This is a genomic window from Niallia sp. FSL W8-1348 (assembly GCF_038006745.1).
In the GTDB taxonomy this organism is placed as follows: domain Bacteria; phylum Bacillota; class Bacilli; order Bacillales; family Cytobacillaceae; genus Niallia; species Niallia alba.
Genome location: NZ_JBBOVV010000001.1, coordinates 1865455 through 1888993, shown reverse-complemented (window position 1 = coordinate 1888993; position 23539 = coordinate 1865455). Strand labels below are relative to the sequence as shown.

Annotated in this window: 20 protein-coding genes, 1 pseudogene and 1 riboswitch; of the genes and pseudogenes, 18 read left to right on the top strand and 3 right to left on the bottom strand. The window is 38.0% G+C overall.

Translation table 11 applies throughout. The features are described from left to right. The first annotated feature begins 226 nt into the window (after nucleotides 1-226). The 5 genes and pseudogenes from NST60_RS08905 (at nucleotide 227) to NST60_RS08885 (ending at nucleotide 5725) form a co-directional block, all read left to right on the top strand. Entirely contained in the window at nucleotides 227-1198 is a 972-nt protein-coding gene (locus tag NST60_RS08905) for a mannose/fructose/sorbose PTS transporter subunit IIA (protein ID WP_016204024.1), read from the top strand. Nucleotides 1199-1238: 40 nt separating this feature from the next. Further along, entirely contained in the window at nucleotides 1239-2039 is an 801-nt protein-coding gene (locus NST60_RS08900) for a PTS mannose/fructose/sorbose transporter subunit IIC (RefSeq protein WP_016204023.1), read from the top strand. 17 nt (nucleotides 2040-2056) lie between these two features. After that, nucleotides 2057-2968 (top strand): PTS system mannose/fructose/sorbose family transporter subunit IID, encoded by a 912-nt coding sequence (locus NST60_RS08895; protein ID WP_016204022.1) that lies wholly within the window; start codon nucleotides 2057-2059, stop codon nucleotides 2966-2968. A gap of 141 nt (nucleotides 2969-3109) precedes the next feature. After that, a complete protein-coding gene (locus tag NST60_RS08890; protein ID WP_341098683.1) occupies nucleotides 3110-4126 on the top strand; it encodes an oxidoreductase in 1017 nt (338 codons plus the stop codon). Between the two features lie 205 nt (nucleotides 4127-4331). After that, nucleotides 4332-5725, top strand: a pseudogene (locus tag NST60_RS08885) (ribonuclease J). Between the two features lie 127 nt (nucleotides 5726-5852). Here NST60_RS08885 and NST60_RS08880 read toward each other — a convergent pair. Then, nucleotides 5853-7124 (bottom strand): FAD-binding protein, encoded by a 1272-nt coding sequence (locus tag NST60_RS08880; protein WP_169187749.1) that lies wholly within the window; start codon nucleotides 7122-7124, stop codon nucleotides 5853-5855. A gap of 663 nt (nucleotides 7125-7787) precedes the next feature. On the opposite strand from NST60_RS08880, the gene NST60_RS08875 reads away from it, so the two are divergent. The 11 genes from NST60_RS08875 to NST60_RS08825 all read left to right on the top strand — a co-directional run bounded on the left by NST60_RS08875 (nucleotide 7788) and on the right by NST60_RS08825 (nucleotide 20810). Next, a complete protein-coding gene (locus tag NST60_RS08875; protein ID WP_016204018.1) occupies nucleotides 7788-9497 on the top strand; it encodes an NAD-dependent malic enzyme in 1710 nt (569 codons plus the stop codon). Between the two features lie 250 nt (nucleotides 9498-9747). Continuing rightward, nucleotides 9748-9834: riboswitch (cyclic di-GMP riboswitch) on the top strand. A 126-nt stretch (nucleotides 9835-9960) separates the two neighbouring features. Then, nucleotides 9961-10329, top strand: a complete 369-nt coding sequence (locus tag NST60_RS08870) for a hypothetical protein (protein ID WP_016204017.1) — start codon at nucleotides 9961-9963, stop codon at nucleotides 10327-10329. A gap of 63 nt (nucleotides 10330-10392) precedes the next feature. After that, nucleotides 10393-11106, top strand: a complete 714-nt coding sequence (locus NST60_RS08865) for a hypothetical protein (protein ID WP_040343811.1) — start codon at nucleotides 10393-10395, stop codon at nucleotides 11104-11106. Between the two features lie 30 nt (nucleotides 11107-11136). Continuing rightward, nucleotides 11137-12330 carry a methyl-accepting chemotaxis protein gene (locus NST60_RS08860; RefSeq protein WP_169187751.1) on the top strand — a complete coding sequence of 398 codons (1194 nt, stop codon included), beginning with the start codon at nucleotides 11137-11139 and terminating at the stop codon, nucleotides 12328-12330. A gap of 159 nt (nucleotides 12331-12489) precedes the next feature. After that, nucleotides 12490-14130 (top strand): pyridoxal phosphate-dependent decarboxylase family protein, encoded by a 1641-nt coding sequence (locus tag NST60_RS08855; RefSeq protein WP_224428421.1) that lies wholly within the window; start codon nucleotides 12490-12492, stop codon nucleotides 14128-14130. 406 nt (nucleotides 14131-14536) lie between these two features. After that, complete coding sequence (locus NST60_RS08850) at nucleotides 14537-15319, top strand: sugar phosphate isomerase/epimerase family protein (RefSeq protein WP_341098680.1); 783 nt, start codon at nucleotides 14537-14539, stop codon at nucleotides 15317-15319. After that, a complete protein-coding gene (gene surE / locus NST60_RS08845; protein WP_016204012.1) occupies nucleotides 15316-16125 on the top strand; it encodes a 5'/3'-nucleotidase SurE in 810 nt (269 codons plus the stop codon). The genes NST60_RS08850 and surE overlap by 4 nt, the downstream gene beginning before the upstream one ends. Next, nucleotides 16118-17152: an ABC transporter substrate-binding protein gene (locus tag NST60_RS08840; RefSeq protein ID WP_169187754.1), complete on the top strand. Its 1035-nt coding sequence runs from the start codon at nucleotides 16118-16120 to the stop codon at nucleotides 17150-17152. Before surE ends, NST60_RS08840 begins: the two co-directional genes overlap by 8 nt. A 27-nt stretch (nucleotides 17153-17179) precedes the next feature. Beyond that, nucleotides 17180-18904, top strand: a complete 1725-nt coding sequence (locus tag NST60_RS08835) for an ABC transporter permease (RefSeq protein ID WP_224428422.1) — start codon at nucleotides 17180-17182, stop codon at nucleotides 18902-18904. Then, nucleotides 18897-19973 (top strand): ABC transporter ATP-binding protein, encoded by a 1077-nt coding sequence (locus NST60_RS08830; RefSeq protein ID WP_016204009.1) that lies wholly within the window; start codon nucleotides 18897-18899, stop codon nucleotides 19971-19973. Before NST60_RS08835 ends, NST60_RS08830 begins: the two co-directional genes overlap by 8 nt. Nucleotides 19974-19988: 15 nt before the next feature. Then, nucleotides 19989-20810: a PHP domain-containing protein gene (locus tag NST60_RS08825; protein ID WP_016204008.1), complete on the top strand. Its 822-nt coding sequence runs from the start codon at nucleotides 19989-19991 to the stop codon at nucleotides 20808-20810. A gap of 417 nt (nucleotides 20811-21227) precedes the next feature. On the opposite strand, the gene splB is transcribed toward NST60_RS08825, so the two are convergent. Continuing rightward, entirely contained in the window at nucleotides 21228-22256 is a 1029-nt protein-coding gene (gene splB, locus NST60_RS08820; RefSeq protein WP_341098678.1) for a spore photoproduct lyase, read from the bottom strand. After that, nucleotides 22253-22516 carry a transcriptional regulator SplA gene (locus NST60_RS08815; RefSeq protein WP_016204006.1) on the bottom strand — a complete coding sequence of 88 codons (264 nt, stop codon included), beginning with the start codon at nucleotides 22514-22516 and terminating at the stop codon, nucleotides 22253-22255. Before NST60_RS08815 ends, splB begins: the two co-directional genes overlap by 4 nt. Before the next feature lie 163 nt (nucleotides 22517-22679). Here NST60_RS08815 and NST60_RS08810 point away from each other — a divergent pair, with 163 nt between their 5' ends. Further along, entirely contained in the window at nucleotides 22680-23045 is a 366-nt protein-coding gene (locus NST60_RS08810; protein WP_061801109.1) for a carboxymuconolactone decarboxylase family protein, read from the top strand. A gap of 40 nt (nucleotides 23046-23085) precedes the next feature. Beyond that, entirely contained in the window at nucleotides 23086-23514 is a 429-nt protein-coding gene (locus NST60_RS08805) for a pyridoxamine 5'-phosphate oxidase family protein (RefSeq protein ID WP_341098676.1), read from the top strand. The last annotated feature ends 25 nt before the right edge of the window (nucleotides 23515-23539 follow it).

Below are 23539 nucleotides of genomic sequence, written 5' to 3'. Positions count from 1 at the left end.
GATTCGATCAGGCATGAGTAAAAAAGTATGTTTGAATGAAGCATTAAGGGGCATTCTATACCCATAGCTTCATTTAAATTGACTTTTTACTCATGCCTTTTTTATTGTATGAAATCTGTAATCGCTTTATGTAATCGCTTTAGATGAGCTATGAAAATGCAGCTGAAAAGATATTTTAGTGGATTCTCCATATTTAGCTGTAAAAAATATAATAGGAGGTAAAAAGATGGTAGGAATTATCATTGCTAGTCACGGTGAATTTGCCAGTGGTATGTTGCAATCTGGGTCGATGATCTTCGGGGAGCAAGAAAATGTAAAAGCTGTTACATTGATGCCGAGCGAAGGACCTGCAGATGTAAAGGCAAAAATGAAAGAAGCAATTGCCTCTTTCGACAACCAAGACGAAGTACTATTCTTAGTCGATCTTTGGGGTGGAACTCCTTTCAACCAAGCCAATAGCTTGTTTGAAGAAAACAATGAAAAATGGGCAATCGTTGCTGGTATGAACTTACCAATGTTGATTGAAGCTTATGCATCACGCTTCACAATGAACACGGCACATGAAATTGCCGCACATATTTTAGGGACAGCAAAAGAAGGAGTTAAAGTAAGACCTGAAACATTAGAACCAGCAGAAACAGCTGCTACTGCAACTGCTCAACCAGTAAATGCTGGTGCTCCTGGTAAATTTGAATACGTATTAGCTCGTATTGACTCTCGTTTACTTCATGGACAAGTAGCGACTGCTTGGACAAAAACTACGCAACCTACACGTATTATTGTTGTATCTGATGAAGTAGCGAAGGATGACCTTCGTAAGAAATTAATCCAACAGGCTGCTCCTCCAGGTGTAAAGGCACATGTGGTTCCTGTGAAAAAAATGATCGAGCTTGCAAAAGATGATCAACACTTTGGTGGTCAACGCGCATTGCTTCTATTTGAAAATCCACAAGATGCGCTTAGAGCGGTTGAGGGTGGCGTTCCATTGAAGACAATCAACGTAGGTTCGATGGCACACTCACCAGGTAAAGTTCAACCGAATAAGGTATTGGCTTTTAACCAAGACGATATTAATGCATTTGCTAAGTTAAAGGAAGCTGGTTTAAGCTTCGACGTACGTAAAGTTCCGAACGATTCAAAAGGTAACATGAATGAAATAATCAAAAAGGCGCAAGAAGAGTTAAACAAACGAAAATAATCCTATTATCGAAGAAAAAGGAGGATTAATAAACATGGATTTGAATATGATTCAAATAATATTAGTCATTATTGTAGCGTTTTTAGCTGGTGTGGAAGGAATTTTGGATGAATTCCATTTCCATCAACCAATCATTGCCTGTACGTTAGTCGGTTTAGTTACAGGGCAATTAGTACCATGTCTTATCTTGGGTGGAACCCTTCAGATGATCGCTTTAGGTTGGGCGAACATTGGAGCTGCCGTTGCACCGGATGCTGCGTTAGCATCAGTTGCATCTGCAATTATTTTAGTATTGAGTGGTCAAGGGGATGCGGGAGTATCTTCAGCAATCGCGATTGCTGTTCCACTTGCAGTAGCTGGTTTATTATTAACAATCATCGTTCGTACAATTGCAACAGGATTAGTACATTTGATGGATGCGGCAGCAAAAGAAGGAAACATTAGAAAAGTTGAACTATGGCATATTGTTGCTATCTGCTTACAGGGCTTACGTATTGCTATTCCAGCTGCATTAATTATCGCAATTGGTGCAGGTCCGGTGAGTGACTTACTTACAGCTATGCCAGATTGGTTGACAAATGGTTTAGCAATCGGTGGGGGAATGGTCGTAGCAGTTGGTTATGCAATGGTAATTAACATGATGGCTACAAAAGAAGTATGGCCATTCTTCGCAATTGGTTTCGTATTAGCGACTGTTTCACAAATTACACTTATTGGTCTTGGGGCTATCGGTGTTGCTCTTGCTCTTATCTATATTGCGCTTTCTAACAAAGGCGGCTCAGGTAATGGCGGAAACGGAAACACTGGTGATCCACTAGGCGATATTATCGATAATTACTAAGAAGGAGGGGACATACAATGGAAAAAGCATTAAAATTATCAAAAAGAGATCGTATTTCGGTTTGGTGGCGTTCTACTTTTATTCAAGGTTCTTGGAACTATGAACGTATGCAAAACGGTGGTTGGGCATTTTCGATGATTCCTGCCATTAAAAGATTATATAAATCAAAAGAAGATCGTGCTGAAGCACTAAAACGTCACTTAGAGTTCTTTAATACACATCCTTATGTAGCTTCACCTATTATTGGTGTAACATTAGCGCTTGAAGAAGAACGGGCAAATGGTGCGCCTGTTGATGATAAGGCAATTCAAGGGGTTAAAGTAGGTATGATGGGACCATTAGCTGGTATTGGAGATCCAGTTTTCTGGTTTACAGTTAAACCTATCCTTGGTGCATTAGCAGCTTCTCTTGCATTGACTGGTAACATTCTTGGACCAATTATTTACTTCTTTGCATGGAACCTTATCCGTATGGGCTTCACTTGGTATACACAAGAAGTTGGTTACAAAGCTGGGTCTAAAATTACGGACGATTTATCTGGTGGATTACTTCAAAACATCACTAAAGGGGCATCCATTCTCGGGATGTTTATCCTCGGTGCATTAGTTAACCGGTGGGTATCGGTTCAATTTACACCTGTTGTATCCTCGGTAGAGCTTGACGAAGGTGCTTATATTGATTGGGATCAGTTACCTGCTGGAGCAGAAGGGGTTAAAACCGCTTTAGAGCAACAAGCCGCAGGGCTTTCGTTAGATCCTATTAAAGTCACTACATTACAAAGTAACTTAGATAGTCTAATTCCTGGTTTAGCTGGATTATTGTTAACACTACTTTGCATGTGGTTGCTTAGAAAGAAAGTTTCTCCAATTGTTATGATTCTTGGATTGTTCGTAGTGGGGATCGTATTCCACTTAATCCACTTAATGTAATAAGTAAATAAGGCGATATAAAATAGAGAAGCACCTCTTGATATAAATTTCAAGGAGGTGCTTTTCAAATGACAAATGGCAAGAAAAATGGGATAAATAATAAAAGAAGAAATTAAACAAATATATTTTAGGAGGCTGCTTATGCTTACTATTGGTTATATTGGAAATGGAAAAAGCACAAACAGATATCATCTGCCGTTTGTGCTGCAAAGAGAGAATATAAAGGTAAAAACAATTTATCAAAGAAATCCTAAGCGGGAAAGCTGGGATCGAATTGCAGGAGTAAATTATACATCGGATTTAAATGAGCTATTAAATGACAAGGACATTCAACTTGTCGTTATTTGTACAAGACATGACAGCCATTTTGAATACACAAAACTAGCATTAGAACATAATAAACACTGTTTGGTTGAAAAACCTTTTATGGAAACCTCTGAACAGGCAAAAGAAATATTTGCAATGGCAAAAGAGAAGGGATTAATTGTTCAGGCGTATCAAAACAGACGTTTTGATAGTGATTTTTTAACTGTTCAAAAGGTTATCGAAGAAGGAAAGCTCGGGGACTTGCTGGAAGTGGAAATGCATTACGATTATTATCGTCCCGAAGTACCAGAATCTGCACAGTCCTTTAATCCTGCGGAGTCATTTTTATATGGACATGGCTGCCATACACTAGATCAGGTTATCAGCTATTTTGGCAAGCCGGATAACATCCATTATGATGTAAGGCAATTATTAGGACAAGGAAGAATGAATGATTATTTTGATTTAGACTTATATTATGATAAGGTGAAAATATCGGTAAAATCCAGTTATTTTAGGCTGAAGGAAAGACCTAGCTTCGTTGTACATGGTAAAAAGGGATGCTTTGTGAAAGAAACGAAAGATCGCCAAGAAGAGCATTTAAAGTTATTTTACATGCCTGATAACAAAGATTTTGGTATAGATACAATAAAACATTATGGAGTCCTAACATATATGGATGAAGAAGGTACAATCCACGAAGAAACAGTGAAATCTGTAAATGGTGATTATGGAAGAGTATATGACGATTTATATAAAGCGATTATAAATGGGGAAGATAAGACCATAACAGACGAACAGATTTTGCTGCAAATGGAAATACTAGAAAATGGTATTAAAAACTTGAAATAGTTCGAATGACAAGTATTATATTTTCGATTGAAGCCCCTTATTAGGGGTTTTTCTTTTTGAATGGCTGTTTTCGTATAGTGCTTTTGCTATTAATCCGCAATAGTGGGGAGCCTTCTTTAATAAATGTGATTTGTTTTCTTTCCTTTGCATGGAAGTTTTACAAAAAAGGAATAATAATCATATTTAGTTTGATAGGAGGAGAATAATGAAGGTCACTGAAAATCCTTTGTCTTTTTTTGCCCTTGGTGGAATCAATGAAATCGGAAAAAACATGTATGTCGTTCAATATGAGGATGAGATTTTTGTTATTGATTGTGGCGGAAAGTTTCCTTTTTTAAAGTAAGTCATAGTATACCTGACTGTCTTGGAGTTGTTTTTCATACTCCGGAAGGAAATATTGTCCAGACTGGGGATTTCAAATTTGACTTAACCCCTGCCAATAACCAATATGCCGATATACATAAGATGGCAGAAATCGGTCAGCAGGGAGTCTTAGCTTTAATATCAGAAAGTACCAATGCGGAGCGTAAAGGGCTGACTCCCTCTGAACAAATGGTAGGTTCTCACATGGATGAAGCCTTTATAAAAGCAAGCGGGAAAATTTTTGTTTCTACATTTGCATCGAATGTCAATCGTGTTCAGCAAGTAGTAGAGTCGGCTATGAAAACGAATCGAAAAATTGCATTGCTTGGGCGCAGTATGGTCAATATTGTAGATGTTGCTATGGAACGTGGGTATCTTACTATGCCTGAAGGGATGTTAATCGATGCTAGCGAAGTCGATAAACTACCAGCAGAAAAGGTTGCCATACTTTGTTCAGGCAGTCAAGGAGAACCAATGGCAGCTTTATCACGGTTAGCAAGTGGAAACTTCCGTGATGTCACAATCTATCCTGGAGATACCGTTATACTTGCAGCGTCCCCAATTCCAGGAAACGAAAAAGATGTTTCGAAAATTATCGACAACTTATTTCAGTTGGGAGCTAAAGTGATTTATGGCTCTGGCAGTACTACGGGAATGCATGTTTCTGGTCATGGCTATCAGGAAGACTTAAAGCTGATGTTAACCTTGATGAAACCAACTTACTTCATTCCCATTCATGGTGAAACTCGTATGCTCCACCATCACCGGATGTTAGCTGAAGCAGTTGGAGTGGAAAAAGGAAATACCTTTATTATAAAAAACGGAGAAGTAGTCGATATCGAAAATGGAGTTGCTCGTCAGACCCGCTCTGTTCCAGCAGGAGATACATATGTGGATGGAATGGGTGTTGGCGATGTTGGAGATATCGTATTACGAGATCGAAAACAGCTATCTGAAGACGGAATGCTTGTTGTCGTTATCACCATTAGCAAGGCAGACAGGAAGATAATTTCTGGACCAGATACGATTACTCGGGGATTTGTTTATGCACGTGACTCAGATGAACTACTAAAAGAAGTAAACCGTTTGGTCAAAACGACTGTGAACGACTTGCAATCGGAGAATATTCACAAATGGAATGTAATGAAACAAAATATAAAAAAATCAGTTGGACAGTATTTATTTAATCAAACAAAGCGCAAGCCAATGATTCTTCCTATTATAATTGAGATTTAGAAACGCTGACAAGGGTGCCTACTGACTGCACCCTTGTTTAGAAGACGCTATTGCATTTCTTGTATTAATTATAGAAAGCTGTATTTCTACCTATTTCTAGCAAAAGTGATTATTTTTGTAAACGAATTCATTTTTCCTCGTTAAATATATATTTATTCAAAAAGTTATTTCGAAACTTCCCTTTAGGGTCATGTTTCAGAAGCAATTGCTGAAAAGCAGGCATCTTTTCGTATAATGACTGTATTTTGGAAGGCGAAGTAGTAAACAGTTTCCCCCAATGCGGTTTTGCTTGAAAAGGTTCAAGCTGGGCTTCGATTAATGGCAGCACCTGTTGAACTTGCTCCCATTTTTCCTGCCACGTAAAGTGAAAGGCGACGGAATCCTGCTTATAGGATGGACTTAACCAAAGTTCATCTTGGGCAATTGTTCGTACTTCTGATATAAATAAATGTGGTGCAATATGTTTACGGATTTTGCTAAGTGCACAAAGAGCGTCATAGGCATGCTCTCGGGCCAGAATGTACTCACTTTGTAACTCTTGCCCTTTACTCGGAGTGAAGTCCATTCGGAAGTGTGGCATGCGATCGAGCCAATCCCCGGGTACACCAAGCTGCGCTGTGCAATTCTTTGCTCCGACCCCAGGTACAGGATGGAGATTTTCTTTAGCCGTTTTTGCTCCAAAAAAGTCTTCTCCCAACGAAAAAGTTTGATCATTTGTTAGTTTACTTTTCAGCCACACTTGATTAAATATTTCGTCCTGCCAATTTGTAAACAGACTGACACTATAGGCACTGGAATAAATAGTATCAAAATCGTGAGCTAATTGAGCGAGCGGAAGATTTTCATAAACATCTTGCCTCATTTGATAAGTTGGCATGATGTCTAATGTTAGGGTTGTGACGATTCCAAGACCACCTAGTCCAACGACAGCGCCATGTAAATCCGCCTCTGATTTTTCTCTGGAAAAGGTTACAATACTTCCATCTGCTGTCACAACTTCCATAGAGGATACTGCTGCAGCTAGATTTTGATTGTTATTGCCTGAACCATGTGTTGCTGTTGCACATGCTCCAGCAACCGAAATGTGGGGAAGAGAGGCAAGGTTATGTAAGGCATAGCCTTGTTGTTGAAGTGCATGACAAAGATCTCCATACTTAATTCCGGCCTCCACGGTTACAGTTCCCTTTTCGTGATTAATGGTTAAGACCTTATTGAGCTTTTGTAAAGATACTATATTCTCATTCGAATCTGCAATGCTATTAAACGAGTGACGTGTTCCGATTACACGTAGTTTTGCTAAGCTTGATACTAAATGTTGAACCTCTTCAACAGATGCAGGTTCATGCCAGTTAGTTGTGCTATATTGAAAATTACCTGCCCAATTTCTTTGTAAACCCATGAGTCCCCACTCCTTTTGGCTGTTTTATCAGTTTAACTATACACATAAGAAGAAAGAATTTTCAATTATTATAATCCGTAATAGTAGTTTGAGATAAAAAAAGCATCAAAACATGACAATCTGTTAGTTTCAAGGGCATAACCTTCTATTCCTATAAGTGCTTTTTTTAATTACAAAAAAACTTCATGCTGTATTTTAGTATTATAATAATTTTAAAAAAACTTTTTAAAAAAGATTTGGATTAATCTCTTATGTTAGTTAAATCTTCTTAATAGCATATGTCGTTTTGCTAAATTTCATAATATAAATAAGGCTGCTTGTATCTCTTTTTTTTGAGCTTAGTAGCCTTTTGCTTTTTTTGCCTACCTTTTATTCCACTCTAAACGGACAGTAAGACTTCTCCCCGTCAAGCTTATGAGAATACGAGATAGGTGGGAGAACAACTGTCGATTGGTTCAACTAACCATCAGTGGGGGAGGAAGGAAAACCCCCATTGATGGAAGTTTCCCTTTATCCTTTACGTTATTTAGTTACAAAATAATGAATTTAAGTTAAATAGTCTAGTGGAAAAGAGCAAAAGACTTTAACATTAAAGGAAGTAGCTAGTTTTTGATAATAGAAGATTAATAGCTTTTAATTAATATAGAAAGAAGGAGCGACACAATGAGCGTATCTGAGAATGTAATTATCACAACACTAAAAGGAAAAGAAATTCTCTCTAATCCTTTTTTAAATAAAGGAGTAGCTTTTACGAATGGGGAAAGGGAGGATCTAGGTCTCGTAGGTCTGTTGCCCCCACAAGTGCTCACTCTTGATGAACAAGTGAATAGAGTTTATGAGCAATTCTCACTGTTAACCACAAATCTTCAAAAAAATCGTTTTCTTTATGATTTATATAACCGTAATGTCGTTCTGTTTTACCAACTTATAAAGGAACGCATAGCGGAAATGCTCCCAATCATTTATACACCTACTGTCGGTGAGGTTATCCAGTCATATTCTCATAGCTATCGCCGTCCGGGTGGATTATATCTTTCTATTGATAATCCTGAAGGCGTGGAAAAAGCATTTCATAATCTTGGAAAGTCTAAAAATGAGATTGATTTAATCGTCATCACGGATTCTGAAAGTATCCTTGGTATTGGGGATCAAGGGGTTGGTGGTATAGATATTGCGATAGGTAAACTAGCAGTATATACAGCTGCAGCAGGTATCGATCCAAGCCGTGTTCTGCCAGTTGTGTTGGATGTTGGTACGAACAATCAATCTTTAATTGAAGACCCTATCTATATTGGTAATAAATTCCCTCGTGTCCGTGGTGAACGTTATGACGAGTTCGTTGATTTGTTCATTCATACTGCAAGAAAGTTTTTCCCAGAAGTACTTCTTCATTGGGAGGATTTTGGCAATGTGAATGCACGAAATATTTTAAATAAATATGGTGATAATATTCTTACCTTTAATGATGACATCCAAGGAACAGGTGCGGTGACTCTTGCTGCTGTTATGTCTGCGTTGAAAGTCACAGGAGCTTCTCTGAAGGATCAACGTATTATTGTCTTTGGACCAGGTGCTGGTGGTCTCGGTAACGCGGATCAATTGGTAGATGCCATGCTGAGTGAAGGATTAACAATGGAAGAAGCTTATGATCGTTTTTGGGCTATTGACTATCGAGGGTTATTGACAGATGAAACACCTGATGTCTTTAAATTCCAATTGCCTTATGTAAGAAAAGCGGAGGAAGTAAAGGATTGGGATAAGAATAAGAACGGAATCATAGCATTAATGGAAGTAGTTAAGAGAGTGAAACCAACTATCCTAATTGGTACTTCTGGCCAAGCAGGCGCTTTTACGGAAGAGATTGTGAAAGAAATGGCAAAGTATGTGGAACGTCCAATCATTATGCCTATGTCCAATCCTACTAAACTGGCTGAAGCAGTGCCGGAAAACTTGATTAAATGGACAGATGGCAAGGCTTTAATTGCAACAGGCAGCCCTTTTGCCAATGTAGAATATAATGGTGTTTCCTATGAAATTGGGCAGTCAAATAATGCATTTATATTCCCAGGCTTGGGACTAGGAGCTATTGTTGCAAAAGCACAAATTTTTTCAAAAGGAATGTTCGCAGCAGCAGCCAATGCCGTCGCGAAGATGTGCGAGACTAACCAACCAGGTGCATCATTACTTCCTTCGATTGAAAAATTATATGAAGTATCTATCTATGTTGCGATTGAAGTGGCAAAGACTGCTATAGAGGAAGGGATTACAAGAGCAGATATTACGGTTACGGATGTTCCAAAAGCTGTAGAAGATGCAGTTTGGCAGCCTGAGTATAAAGAGATTAAGAGCGTCGGTATTTGGGCACATGTTTAATAATGATGAGGATTGATTAGTAAACTAAGTTTGTTACTTCTAGTAATAGTCGACCTTTCGACACTAGGAGTAACAGGCTTTTAATTTTTGTAGAGATTTATCTTATGTCTACTAGTTAGATCAGAGTAATTAGAACTATTTTTGTAAAAATGGCGATGAAGAAAAAATACTAGTATCGACAAAAAATGACAAGTTCTTTATAATAATATAGTAATATACATATATGATATTAGAACTATTGTTTTTCTATAATGAATAAAGGCAAACTTATCGAAAGGTAAGGACGCAAAGCTACGAGTCTAAAATCCTTCTGGATAATGATAGTCGGGTTGCCAAACATAACATCAAGCGATTATTTGGCTATCCCTATTTATCTATGTCTGGGATAGCTATTTTGTTTTGGACTTCTGTGGAAAATGTTGAAAATATAAAGTAGGTAGACTAAAAGAAAAGGAGATTAGTGATGATTGTAGTAGACAAAAAGAAGTATAAGATGGCAATAGATGAAAACGCAAAAGAAGTACATGTTCAGGTACATGGATTGATGAGAGCGGAAGACGCTGAAGGGTATATGGTTGATTTACAGGATACGATAAATAAAGTATCAAGAAAAGATTATACCTTTGTTGTTGATGGTACCCACCAAACGCCTGTTCCGTCAAAGGTTGTACCACAGCTGGAACAAACGATGCAATTTTATTGTAGCTTAGGTTTTAAGGATGTTATTGTAGTGAAACCCTCATCTAAAATTGCTCAAGTGCAAATTAGAAATGCCCTTGAAAGAATTGATTTTACTGGTACATTTATTGATCGTGTATCTCATTCTATGTAAGGCTAGGTATCAAGTAATACGAAGGGGTTTTTTATCTAATGAGTAGAAGGGACGTTGGGAAAATTGCAAAAAACACAAGCTTTATACACATATGAGATTATCACAAAGGAACAAACAGCTTTAATCGAAAAGGCTGCAAATTGTCTTGCCAGCTCTTTTATTGGAGTAGATGTAGTGGGGAAATGGGTTCAAGAGCCGATGGTTGGTCAATTAAATATAGGCTATGAAGATTTCTATCAATTTACGAAGGATTATCTAGATTCTACCATTGAGCAAGGATATTGTGCAGTCGCTCTAGATAGCAGTCATAATGTGGTTGGTGTACTTGCTGGAGATACAAATGCGCCGGAGATTATTGGAGAAGATGTATTTGAAGGTTCTTTTTCTGATATGAATGTTATCCTTCACGTTTTGGAAGATGTGGATAAACGTTTCATGGCAGATTATAAAGAACGTACTGGGAATGATATGAAGAATGGGGAAATGCTACATTTATTCATGTTAGGAGTAACGGCTGAACAGGAACGTCACGAAGTTATTAAGGAATTAGGAAATATATTAATAACGAAAGCAGCTGCACAAGGATTGAAGGCTGTTTTAGGAGAAGCGACAAACCCTAAGTCCATGCGTGTGATGGAGAAATATCATAATATGGTGAAATATAGAGATGTAGATGGAAATTATATTGTTCATAAGTATCAAGAGAATAGCAGACTTAATAGAATCCCTTCAACAATAGCTGACGGAACATATATCATTATTAAAGAACTGAAATAAATAATATAAAAATAGGAGAGTTAATTAATCATGGAAGCTATATTGCTAGGTATTATTGTTATCTTATTAGTTACAACAGTGTATTTTGCTTACCGATATTTTTCACTGAAACATCATCCGCATATCAATAATGAAATAATAAATGGGATGAAAGAAATAGCAGCAGGTAATATGAGTAGCAAAGTGGAGGGGACAAGCTCTTATCATGCTACATTTAATCAACTAATTGAGTTTTTAGATCGTATTAGAGAGAAGTTTTTTTCCTTTTCAGTAAATGTGCATAAAAAGGGAGAAAACTTAGCTGAAATTGGTGAATATGCTACAGAAAAAGCTGATATTGTTAGAGCTGCTATTGACGAGGTAGGCAGAGGGTTACAAAAACAATTAATAGCTACAGAGGAAAGCGCGCTATCGATGGAAGAAATGGCTCAGGCAATCGAAGATTTATCGATAAGATCCAATCAAATTTCTGAACAATCCAATACTACTTTAGAATTGACGGAAGAAGGAAATGAGAAGTTAAAGGACTCTTTAGAAAAAATGGAGCAATTTAACCAAACGATCAATACAACCTTCCATGCTATTAACAAACTTGGAGAAAAGTCTCAAGAAATAGGTACAATTGTAAAAGTAATTACGGGGATTTCCGAACAAATTAACTTATTGGCATTGAACGCAGCAATTGAAGCAGCTCGTGCAGGGGAACACGGTAAAGGCTTTGCCGTTGTAGCAGATGAGGTACGAAAGCTGGCTGAACAGTCTCGTCAATCTTCTTCTGAAGTATCAAATATTGTAAAAAATATCCAAGAAGAAACGGGTATAGTTGTAAAATCAATGCAACAGGGAACAGAAGAGTTTAAAGATACAAACACGAACATTTTAGAGGTTGGAACGATGTTCGAAAAAATTCTCGCTACTACAAAAACCATTGCCGAAAATAATACAAATTCTTCTGCAAGTACGGAGGAATTGTCTTCTTCTTCCCAGCAAATTATGACAACCATTGTACAGATAGCATCTATCTCACGAGAATCGGTTGAAATGTTTGAGGAATTAATTGAAATTAGTGATGATGAACTACAAACGATGCAAAAACTAGTGCAAGAAGCAGAGAACCTTTTAGCATTGAAAAATGATGTAGACAAACTACTATCTACTTGGAATCAAGGTGCTGAAACAGAAGTGGATCAACTTGCTCAAGATAAGGTTAGCGTAGCAATATAAAGATAAATAGCTTCTCATAGGTTAATCACTCCTATGAGAAGTTTCACTTTATGTCCGCCTTGGTGTGGGCCTTTTTATTTGGACTTGTCTGTTGTAGCGGGATTATCAAATTGTTTAAATAAAAACTACTTCTAGTAAAAATATCAAGGAGGTCAAACGATGAAGGAAATACAAAAATTGTTTCCTAGTATGGACGGAAATGACTTTCAAAGAGAGGAATTATTGTCCCATTTTAAGACGATTTTAACGAAGATAGATGAATTAAAGGATCCTAACAAACTAACACTTGGAGAGATGCCAGAGTACACAGAGGATTATTATAATCGTATTATTCAAAAAGCCGACGTCCCGACAACGGGTGTGCCAATGGATGAAGTGATGGCAGAGCTTCTAAAGTTGGTAGATGGCCATCGTTATGTCAATCGAAACTATGTTGCCAATGCTGCGCCTCTTCCGAATATTGCTAGTATTATCGGGAATTTAGTGATGGTGCTTGTTAATGGAAACAATCTTTGGGATGTGGAAGGCCCAGCAGCAGCTACGGCAGAGGTCGAAGTCACAAGTATGTTGTCCAAACTAATCGGATATGATGAAAATTTAAGTGCAGGATATACAACGTGGGGAGGACAAGGGGCTGTCTTTAACTCTTTACGTCTTGCAATCGCCCGCTATGCGCCAACCTCTAATCAAATAGGTATACCTAGAAATCTATACTGCTTCTGTTCCGAACTTTCCCACTATAGTTTGTATAAATCTGTAGAGGCAGCGGGAATTGGCGTAGAAAATATGATTCGTGTGAAAGTGAATCACGACCATTCTATGAATATAGAAGACTTGAAAGAAAAAATGGAGCAGGTAATAGCAAAAGGCGGTGTTCCTCTTTATGTTCTTGCTACAATGGGAACAACCGATACATTTGGAATTGACAACTTAGAGGAAATTAAGCAGGTTGCCGAAGAGCTAGAGAGCACGCATTGCCTAAGCCCAATCTATATTCACGCAGACACAGCGATGGGAGGGATGTACACCTTCTTTAATAATTACGACTTTGAAAGCAATCCTTTAGGATTGGAGGACAATATTAAGGAGGTACTGAAATCTTATCAACAGAAGTTTAAACATATCAAACTTGCAGATAGTATGGTTTTTGATTTCCATAAGTTGGGGCAAACGCCGTATATTACGAGTTTATTTTTGATTAAGAACAGAGAGAACCTTAAGTATGTTGATTTAGATGAAGAGGAAACTCCATATGTTGGGAATCGTGGTTACGGTAGCTATCATACAGGCTACACACTCGAATGCTCGCGAATGGGAAGCGCTATGGCGATTTATGCCTCCCTATTAGCATTCGGCATGGAAGGATATCAAAAGCTTTTAGCTAACTATATTCGCGTTAATATTAAATTTAGAGAGACGTTAACAAAAGAAATTTCGAATGTAGCAATTACGAATGAAATTTCACCGATTACGACATTCCGCTTTTATCCTGAAGAGCCGAAATGGAAAGATGAATGGAATGGACTTTTAACTGCTGAAGAAATGATAGAAATCAATCAATTTAATGATGAGTTTGCAGAAGTAATTGGTGCTGAACGAGATACGGTCTTCTATGGAAATACAAAAAAGCAGCGTCTCGTAGAATCAGCAAATTCAAGCAAGCGAATCCCTGTATATGCACATAAATTTTTCACGATCTCACCGTATTCAACGGTAGAAGAGGTTGACCGTTATGTTGAATTTCTAAGAGAGCATATAGTATTTTTTCTGAAAACAAAAAACGCCGTTCCATTGAAGTAAAATCTCAAAATTTCAAAGGAGAAAATTACTTATATCGTGACGGTTTTTAGAAGTCCATACATCCTGAGTATTATATTTGATAAATAAATTTCTCTTCAAAATAGAAGGGGAATTTATTTTTGTCTTTGCGAAAATAGGCATTATTTATAAAAGGATTTCAGCCTCAGACAAATTTTCCCCTTAAACAGCAATGTATTTTAACAAAGTGTAAATAATTTACTCTACTTTTACAAAAAGTCGTACTTTCATTGCAAAAACAATTATCTCTTCGCGAGTTATCTGAATTTTCTTCATAATATCTTTACATTCGCCCCCAAAGTAGCTTTATATTTCTTTTCTAAAATTTAATTAGTAGAGAAAATAACCTATATAAATTAAATTCTATCAAAAGGAGTGAAGTACTTTTATGCATTTTGCTTCCACGTTAGCTTGGGCGTATCCAGTAGACAAAGTGGTCCAGCTTGCCAAGCAGAGCGAATTATTAGGATTGGAAGTTTGGGCAGAACATGTTTGGTTTCATGGAACAAATCCAAAAAAAATCCATGAAGCAAATCAGGATGGCTCTCTCAACCTGACTGTACATGCGGCTAGCTGGGATTTAAATATTTGTTCTTTAGAAAAAGAAATAAGAGAAAGCTCGGTAAGACAAATCCAGCATTCCATTGAGTTAGCAGATGAGATAGGTGCAGACTCGATAACATTTCACCCCGGGAGGTTGACGCTACCACAGATTAAACAAGAAATATACGAAACGCTAATGAAGGAATCTATTTTTACCTTAATGGAAACAGCAAAGCAATACAAGAAAAGCCTTAGTATGGAATTAATGGAGGTAAAGCCAAAGGAATTTGTGACAAATCCTGATACGATGAACCGATTGATTGCGGATTTTTTACCGGAATTAAAAACAACTTTTGACGTCGCTCATATTTCGGAGGATATTCCTGGGCGTGCGTTTGCCCAATTACTAAACGTGGACAAAATTCATATAAGTGATAATTCTGTAAGCCAGCTACATGTTCCACTTGGGACAGGAATACTAGACAGCTATGTATTAGAAGAATTTCTATCTATCTCTCATCTCCCTGTTGTAGTCGAGGGCTTTGATGCATCGGAAAGCTTGAACTGGTGGAATCATAATCTTCACTATTTAAAAAGCCTGGAAATGATTAAGGGGGTGCATCAATGAAAGTTCTGGTGACGAACGACGATGGTATTTTTGCTCCTGGCCTTCAGGCGTTAGTGGAAGTATTGCAGCATTTTGCGGATGTTTATGTGGCTTGTCCAGATCAGGAAAGAAGTGCAGTCAGTCATTCCATTACCTTAAGAGTCCCCTTAAAGGCAAAGCCACTGCCGCTTTTTCCTGGTGCGAAAGGGTGCTGGGCAGTTAATGGAACACCAGCAGATTGTGTGAAGCTCGGAATCGAAGTACTCATGAAAGAACCACCAAACTTTGTTATCTCAGGAATAAATCTTGGACCAAATCTAGGCCGCGATCTTTATTACTCAGGCACTATGGCTGGAGCAGTGGAAGGTTTGCTTTATGGAATTCCTGCTGTAGCAGTATCATTAAATGCCTTTTCTGACATGGATATTAATTATGAAAAAGTAAAAAAGCTTTTTTATCCCATTATGGAGGTACTGTTACAGAATAAGCTTCCAAAGGGTGTTTTCCTAAATGTGAACTTACCTTATTTATCAAGAGAAGTTTATAAGGGGGTCCGTATTGTTCCTCTAGATATGAATGTAGCAAGGTATTCATATGTTGGCTTAAATGATCCACATGGACAAGTTTATTACTGGCTGAAGGATCAGCTTCATAATATGAAGGATTTGGATAAAGAAAGTGATTACTATCTATTGAGAGAGGGCTTTGTGACAATATCACCGATTGAGTTTAGAACATTTCATAGAAGAAAAAAAGAACAAATTGAACGATGGTTTGCTCATTTAAATTTTGGCAGTACAGATGAGGAGGAAATTGATTATGCGTAAATGGTTGCTTGTATTAATAATGGGAATATTGATGGTATTTGCTGCAGGATGTGGAAGTAAGGAAGAAACAAGTAATGCTTCTGAAAATACTGATTCGGCAGAGTCAAAGCTAGAGGGAACACTTAATTTCTATACCTCTCAGCCGGATGCAGATGCTGCTAAATTAGTAGAAGCATTTCATGCTAAATATCCGGATGTGAAGGTGGAAACGTTCCGTTCTGGAACAGAAGAAGTAATTTCAAAAATTAAAGCAGAAAAAATGGCTGGAAAGATTCAGGCAGATGTACTACTAGTAGCGGATGCGGTAACATTTGAAAGTCTAAAAGAAGAAGATATGCTTCAAACATATGAATCGGAAGAAGCTGCTGAAATTCCATCAGAATTGGTCGATCCAGATCATACTTACTATGGAACGAAAGTAATGGCTACTGGATTGGTTGTCAACACGCAAAATGTAAAAGAAATGCCAACAAGCTGGAATGTGCTTGCTTCTAAAGATACAAAAGGAAAAATTATCATGCCAAGTCCATTATATTCCGGGGCTGCTGCTTATAATTTAGGTGTGTTCACTCGCCAAGATAACTTTGGTTGGGATTTCTACAAAAATATTGCTACAAATGATGTAACAGTTACAAAAGGGAATGGTGATGTACTTAAAGGAGTAGCTGGTGGGGAAAAAGACTACGGTATGATTGTTGACTATCTCGTGACACGAGCTAAGGCAGAAGGATCTCCAGTAGAGTTGGTTTATCCTGAAGAAGGTGTACCAGTTATTACGGAACCGATTGGAATTATGAAGGATGCGGAACATATGAATGCAGCTAAAGCTTTCGTAGATTTCGTTCTTTCTGAGGAAGGACAAAAGCTTGCTTCTGAGCTTGGTTATACACCAATTCGTAAAGGAGTGGAAGCTCCAGAAGGACTTAAAACAATTGATGAAATGAAGGTTATTTCTGCAGATGTTCAAGCGTTATTCAAGGCTAGAGAGGCGGATAAGAAGGAATTTGAAACAGTAATCAGTGAATAGAACACTTTTTAAGAAGGAGTGGACATAATGAACTCACATCTTCAGCGTTCAGAAAGGAAGACGGAAGCTTTATTGCCGTTCTCCTTTTCTCATTTTTCCCGAAATTGGTGGGGAGTTCCAGGTTTTCTATTACTAATATTTGTATTTTTGCTTCCGGTTTGTCGGCTCGTCTGGCTGAGTTTGTCCTCTAGTGAGGGCGTTGGTCTTCAGCTTTATCAGGAAGTACTGTTAGAAAAGGCAACGTGGAAAACAATACAGAATACGATTGTTATTACTATTTCAAGTACATTACTCGCCTTAGTATTAGGAGTAGGGCTTGCATTTGTAATGGCCTATTTAAATATTAGGGCAAAAAAGTGGCTGCAATTGCTCATCTTTTTACCCTTTTTAATCCCGTCGTATGTAGCAACACTTGCTTGGGTGCAATTTTTTGGTGGAAATGGTCCAATTCAGTTTCTTTTTAATAAATCTATCAATTTGTACAGCACGGGAGGAATCATTTTTGTTCTTGGACTTTCCCATTATCCACTTGTTTATTTGATGAGTGTAGAGGTACTCCGCCGGATACCTAGAGAATTGAAAGATGCTGCCAGCACTTCTGGAGCATCTGGGAGAGTTGTTTTTCGAAAAGTTATTTTTCCGATGGCGCTCCCAGGAATTGCAAGTGGTGGTATTCTTGCTTTTTTATCTAATATTGATAACTTCGGTATTCCAGCTTTCCTTGGTATTCCAGCCAATATTCGTGTTTTAAGCACTTATATTTATGAACAGATCATTGGATATGGTCCGTCTGCCTTTTCGAGGGCTGCCGTGCTTTCCGTTATTTTGGGCGTAATTGCTCTTATTGGTACATTAGTCCAATGGGCGATAATTAGAAAAAGCAATGTCAGTGAAACCGCGGCAAGAGATATGGAGCCAAGGTATTTCCTTTCAAGAGGCTGGCGGAATTTAGCGGAGTTGGTACTATGGATTTTTCTATTGCTTACAACGCTTGTGCCTTTGATTGTTATGGCGTCGACATCCTTTATTAAAGCATATGGATTATCTCTATCATGGGAAAATCTTTCTTTAAAAAACTATATGTATCTATTATTCGAGGATGCTAAAACTGGAGCCGCAATAGGAAATAGTATAACCCTTGCTTTGACAACGATGTTAATTTGTATGGTAATTGGAACAGCTATTGCCTATCTTCGCTTTAAAAAGCCATCGTTGTTTGTGAAAGCTTCGGAGATTATCGTAACGATTCCGTATGCTTTGCCAGGAACTGTTTTTGCTTTGGCTATTATATTAATGTGGCTTCAGCCTTTACCGGGAGTACAACCAGGTATTTATGGAACGATATGGATTTTACTTATTGCTTATATAACTCGCTTTACTGTATTGCAAATGCGAGGAAGCCTGACTGCCTTTTCACAAATTGATCCTACCATGGAGGAAGCAGCAAGAATTTCAGGTGCAAGAGCTGTGGCTAAATGGAGAAGTATCCTTTTTCCACTGCTAATGCCTGGTGTATTAAGCGGGGCAGCTCTTGTGTTTTTGACTGCCTTGACAGAGCTTACTGTTTCCAGTCTTCTATGGTCGAGTGGTTCTGAAACGATTGGTGTAGTTATCTTTAGCTTTGAGCAAGCAGGATACACCACTTACTCCACCGCATTTTCAACCTTAATCGTCGGAGCTGTACTGATAATGGGAATTATGTTTGTTCTATTAGAAAAAATATGGAAGCAGAAGGTGATAAAGAGTGATTAGTATCGATGGGTTAAAAAAGAACTATGGGGACTTTACAGCCTTGGATAATATTAATTTAGAACTTCTGAATGGAGAATTTATTGCTATTCTTGGTCCTTCTGGATGTGGGAAGACGACATTGTTACGGCTTTTGGCAGGGTTTATGAAACCGACAGAAGGAACGATTACCATAGATAATGAACTGGCAGCAAGCTCTAATAAACTTGTTCCACCTGAAAAAAGGAATATTAGTATGGTATTTCAGTCCTTTGCATTATGGCCGCATATGACGGTGGAAGAACATATTCGGTTCCCTCTAAAACATCATCGATTTGGCAAAACAAAGGGTAAGGAAGAACAAGCAATAAAAGTTGTGGAAGCATTGGAAATGGTGGGGCTTTCTCATTTAAAAGACCGTTATCCTGCTGAACTTTCTGGAGGTCAAAAACAACGTGTTGCCCTTGCTCGTGCTATCGTCTCGAAGCCATCGCTACTTTTGATGGATGAACCATTAAGTGCGCTTGATGCAGAGCTTCGCATGGAGATGAGAAGAGAGATAGGGACGATTCACCGGAAACTAGGGACTACCATTATTTATGTTACTCATGATCAAGGAGAAGCCTTGGCGATGGCTGATAGAATTGTCGTGATGAATGACGGAAAAATAGAGCAGATTGGTACTCCAGAAAGTATTTATAACGCTCCGCAGTCAGTATTTGTGTCCACCTTTGTAGGGAAAAGTAATCTGATAAAAGGGGAGTGGGTTGGAGAGAACCGATTTATTCCAGCGAATTTTCCTTCTGTGTCTTGGCAAGACATTGGAATATCAAAAGAAATAAAAGCTCAAAATCTATACCCTGTCCGTCCGGAACAATGGAAACTCGGTGAGGCAGAACAGAATCAAATGACGGGAATTGTTCAATTTGCCCAGTTCCAAGGAAATGAAATTCATTATAGTATTCAGTCGGGCGAAGAGACGATTAATGTTTATGCTTCTGTTTTTGAAAAACGATTCTTACCAGGAGACACTGTTTCATTAAAAATCTATACCGGTGTAGAGGAAAGAGTTCTGTTAGCCAGCAGCAGATAAAAAAGGGGGAAAAGAATGATTGATTTGCATATTCACTCTGAATATTCTGATGGTAGTTGGTCTCCCAGAGAAATAGTAGAAGATAGCATGAAAAAGGGGCTAAAAATTATTTCGATTACAGATCATGATGTGTTGGCAGGATATGAAGAAGCTGTAGCCTATTGCGAAAGTGATTTGAAAATTATTTCAGGTATTGAACTTAATACGGATGGCCCATTAGGAGAATTGCATATTTTAGGTTACCGATTTGACCCCCAGCATCCAAAATTAAGAGAACATATCTCTTGGAGAGTAGAGGATCGTATACAATGGGGGAAAAGAATTGCAGCCAAATTGAATATACTTGGGTTTAACATTTCTTTTAACAATTGCCTTGACCGTGTAGGGAAAGGTGTACTTGTTCGCACACATATTGCAGATGAACTAGTTGCAGCAGGTTATTTTCAAAGTAGTAAACAGGCATATGAAGAATTATTGAAAAAGGGAAAGCCAGGCTTTGAAGAAAGAGGTAGCTTTTCGGCAGAGGATGCGATTAAGCTAATCCATGAAGCTGGTGGTCTAGCGTTTCTAGCTCATCCTGGAATTTATAAGCAGGATGTTAATCTGAAGCAGCTAATCGTTTCAGGCTTGGACGGTATTGAAGTATATCACTCCAAACATTCCGAGGAGGAACAAAACGATTGGTGCAGAATAGCAAAAGATTATAATCTCTTTATTTCTGGAGGAAGTGATTTTCATGGACCACAATCTCGAAATCCTTTTCCGATTGGAAGTGTGGAGATGGCATACACTCAAGAATTAGCATGGTGTAATGAATTTGCAGTGTTAAAACCTTGATGGAAACAAGAAATAGAAAAGAGAAAAAGAGGATGGGACATAACTAAATAGATACTCTGTAAAGACGAACAATTTCTAATATAGCTAGTAAATAGCGGCTGCTTTCGCATACTTTTTACAAGAGGAAATATAATTAGTTGGAAAAACAGAGCAGCCGGAATACACGAAGACTCCTATGGGATTAGCGAGACAGTCTGAGACCCTGCAGGCCACAGGCCGAAGCGGCTCAGCGCGAGCCCCATGGAAAGCGAAGTGTATTCCGGCTGCGGGGAATCGCACCAAACTTCATGGAAACATCCTTTGAAAAACAAATAAAAGCCCGAACAATTATACGGAACATTCATTAGCATCTTCGTATAATTGTTCGGAATTATCCTTGGCTGGAATACTTATGTCCCAGCCTCTTTTCTTTTTTGTTCACGTGAAATATTCTAGTTTAGCATCAGGAAAGAATTTTTTCATATAGGAATGAAGATGATCTTTAATATCTTCTTCTTCCTCTTTTTGATAAATATATTTTCCAATCCCATATTTTCCCCATTTATACCTTCGTTTTTCTTCATCCAGCTCTAATTTTGTCATCGGATAATTTTTTTGAATGACTCTTTTGGCTGGCTTAGTAAAACGGTGCTGGATAAACTCGAATGTTAAATCTTTTTTTGCTTCGGCAGGCAATTCAGCGTCTAGTCGTTCGAACATATGAAAGTATCCTTCTTCCCAGCCTTCATGAAGATAAATTGGTGCCACAATAAATCCAAGGGGATATCCAGCTCTTGCGACTTTTCCAGCAGCCTCAATTCTTTTGGCTAGAGGAGAAGTCCCAGGCTCAAAATGTTTGATGACGTAATCAGCATTTACACTAAAACGAAAGCGGGTTTTTCCATTATGTTTGGCATCAAGTAAGTGATCAACATGATGAAACTTTGTTACAAACCTTAGTTTTCCGTACTCTGATTGTCCAAAATGCTCAATCGCACGTTTAAGGGTATGGGTTAAATGATCAATACCGACAATATCAGATGTACAGGATGCTTCAAATCGGGTAAATTCTGGAGCGCGTTCTTTCATATAGTTATCGGCAGCTTCTAAAATTTCCTCGACATTTACATAGGTGCGGATGTATGGCTTGCTTCCCATTGTAGTTTGCAAATAGCAATAATGACAATGTCCCATACAGCCGGTAGCAAAAGGTATGGCATATTCGGCAGAGGGCTTAGATGTATCAAATTTGAGTGTTTTGCGAATGCCGACAACAAGCGTTGACTTTGCCACTCGGTAACGTTGAAAATCATTGTCGCCAGGAAGATTTCTAACTTGATTATGGGAAGTGGTATAGCGAATCTCTATATCCATCTTCTTGAATTTCTCCAGCAGTTCTTTCCCTAATGGATACTCTAATGCTTCCGGTTCAAAATAGACAAGCTTTGGAGTGAAGGGTTTAATCATTCCAATCTCCCTTCTGAAACATCTCCATAGTAATAATAGTAGGCTTCTTGAGCTTCTGCTTCTGTAGCATATACAGCAACTTCGTTTGAGAGAGGGTAGTAATTTTCGTATAGAAATAAAGATAATTCATTAGAATCGTCTGGATTTTTTACAACAGCGGCTGCTTGGATATTCGCTACATCTTGGGTATGCGGGTTTCGGTAAAAAACATAGACGATGTCTCCAGCTTGATAGGCATGATTTTCATTATACAGTTCCATTCACTCACTTTCTACATTGAATATAATGCCATTTTTCCCTTCCCAATCACCAGTTATGTATCACTTTTTATGGAAGTTATGGGAAATGAATAAGGGATAATTAATTCGTTTGAAGTTTACTTATAATAAGTTTGATGTACAGCTTAATCAAAAAAAGGAGTGTTTGGAAATGGAAGCTAGCAATTCAATAGAATCTACCTTGTTGTCGTTTAAAAAGGGAATAGGTGATTTTACACAAAAAATGCCTGAGTTTGCAAGTAGATATAATGCTTTTACAGAAGCCTGCTTTGAAGAAGGTGCATTAACTCAAAGGCAAAAGCAATTAATTGCTTTAGGAATTAGCCTTCATGCTCAGGATGAGTATTGTATTATCTATCATACAAAGGGCTGCTTAGATCAAGGGTGTTCCGAACAGGAAATTCTAGAAGCAGTAGGCGTAACTGCTGCATTTGGCGGGGGAGCGACCATGAGCCAAGGAGTTACCCTTGTACAAGAATGCATTCAGGAATTGAATCGTTTAGAACATTAATAGCTGAAAAATAACAGTAATTATAGGAGCAAAACAGAATATGGCAAATCAAAATTTAAAGAAACAAGTTATTAACATTATTTCAGGTCATCGAACGGGAGTACTTTCATCAGTTGAAAATAATAAACCCCATTCCCGGTATATGACATTCTACCATGAAGATTTAACTTTGTACTCGCCCACTCAAATGGATACAGAAAAGATGGATGAGATAGAAAAAAACCCTCATGTTTCTGTATTGTTAGGCTATGAAGAAAAAGGACAAAGCGATTCTTATGTTGAAATAGCTGGAACTTGCTCTATAAATAATTCTGAAACATTGAAAAAGCAGTTTTGGGATGAGTCGTTTCAACAATGGTTTGAAGGTCCAATGGATCCCAATTATGCATTTCTTCAAGTGCAGCCTGACGTTATTCGAATTTTAAATAGGAATGGCGAACCTGCACAAGAGTTAACACTAGGAAAATAATGAATTATTTTAGGCTCTTCTTTCC

Coding starts and splice junctions, on each gene's coding strand:
- NST60_RS08905 (WP_016204024.1), top strand. CDS start 227: ATGGTAGGAATTATCATTGCTAGTCACGGTGAATTTGCCAGTGGTATG.
- NST60_RS08895 (WP_016204022.1), top strand. CDS start 2,057: ATGGAAAAAGCATTAAAATTATCAAAAAGAGATCGTATTTCGGTTTGG.
- NST60_RS08890 (WP_341098683.1), top strand. CDS start 3,110: ATGCTTACTATTGGTTATATTGGAAATGGAAAAAGCACAAACAGATAT.
- NST60_RS08880 (WP_169187749.1), bottom strand. CDS start 7,124: ATGGGTTTACAAAGAAATTGGGCAGGTAATTTTCAATATAGCACAACT.
- NST60_RS08875 (WP_016204018.1), top strand. CDS start 7,788: ATGAGCGTATCTGAGAATGTAATTATCACAACACTAAAAGGAAAAGAA.
- NST60_RS08870 (WP_016204017.1), top strand. CDS start 9,961: ATGATTGTAGTAGACAAAAAGAAGTATAAGATGGCAATAGATGAAAAC.
- NST60_RS08860 (WP_169187751.1), top strand. CDS start 11,137: ATGGAAGCTATATTGCTAGGTATTATTGTTATCTTATTAGTTACAACA.
- NST60_RS08855 (WP_224428421.1), top strand. CDS start 12,490: ATGAAGGAAATACAAAAATTGTTTCCTAGTATGGACGGAAATGACTTT.
- NST60_RS08850 (WP_341098680.1), top strand. CDS start 14,537: ATGCATTTTGCTTCCACGTTAGCTTGGGCGTATCCAGTAGACAAAGTG.
- surE (WP_016204012.1), top strand. CDS start 15,316: ATGAAAGTTCTGGTGACGAACGACGATGGTATTTTTGCTCCTGGCCTT.
- NST60_RS08840 (WP_169187754.1), top strand. CDS start 16,118: ATGCGTAAATGGTTGCTTGTATTAATAATGGGAATATTGATGGTATTT.
- NST60_RS08835 (WP_224428422.1), top strand. CDS start 17,180: ATGAACTCACATCTTCAGCGTTCAGAAAGGAAGACGGAAGCTTTATTG.
- NST60_RS08825 (WP_016204008.1), top strand. CDS start 19,989: ATGATTGATTTGCATATTCACTCTGAATATTCTGATGGTAGTTGGTCT.
- splB (WP_341098678.1), bottom strand. CDS start 22,256: ATGATTAAACCCTTCACTCCAAAGCTTGTCTATTTTGAACCGGAAGCA.
- NST60_RS08815 (WP_016204006.1), bottom strand. CDS start 22,516: ATGGAACTGTATAATGAAAATCATGCCTATCAAGCTGGAGACATCGTC.
- NST60_RS08805 (WP_341098676.1), top strand. CDS start 23,086: ATGGCAAATCAAAATTTAAAGAAACAAGTTATTAACATTATTTCAGGT.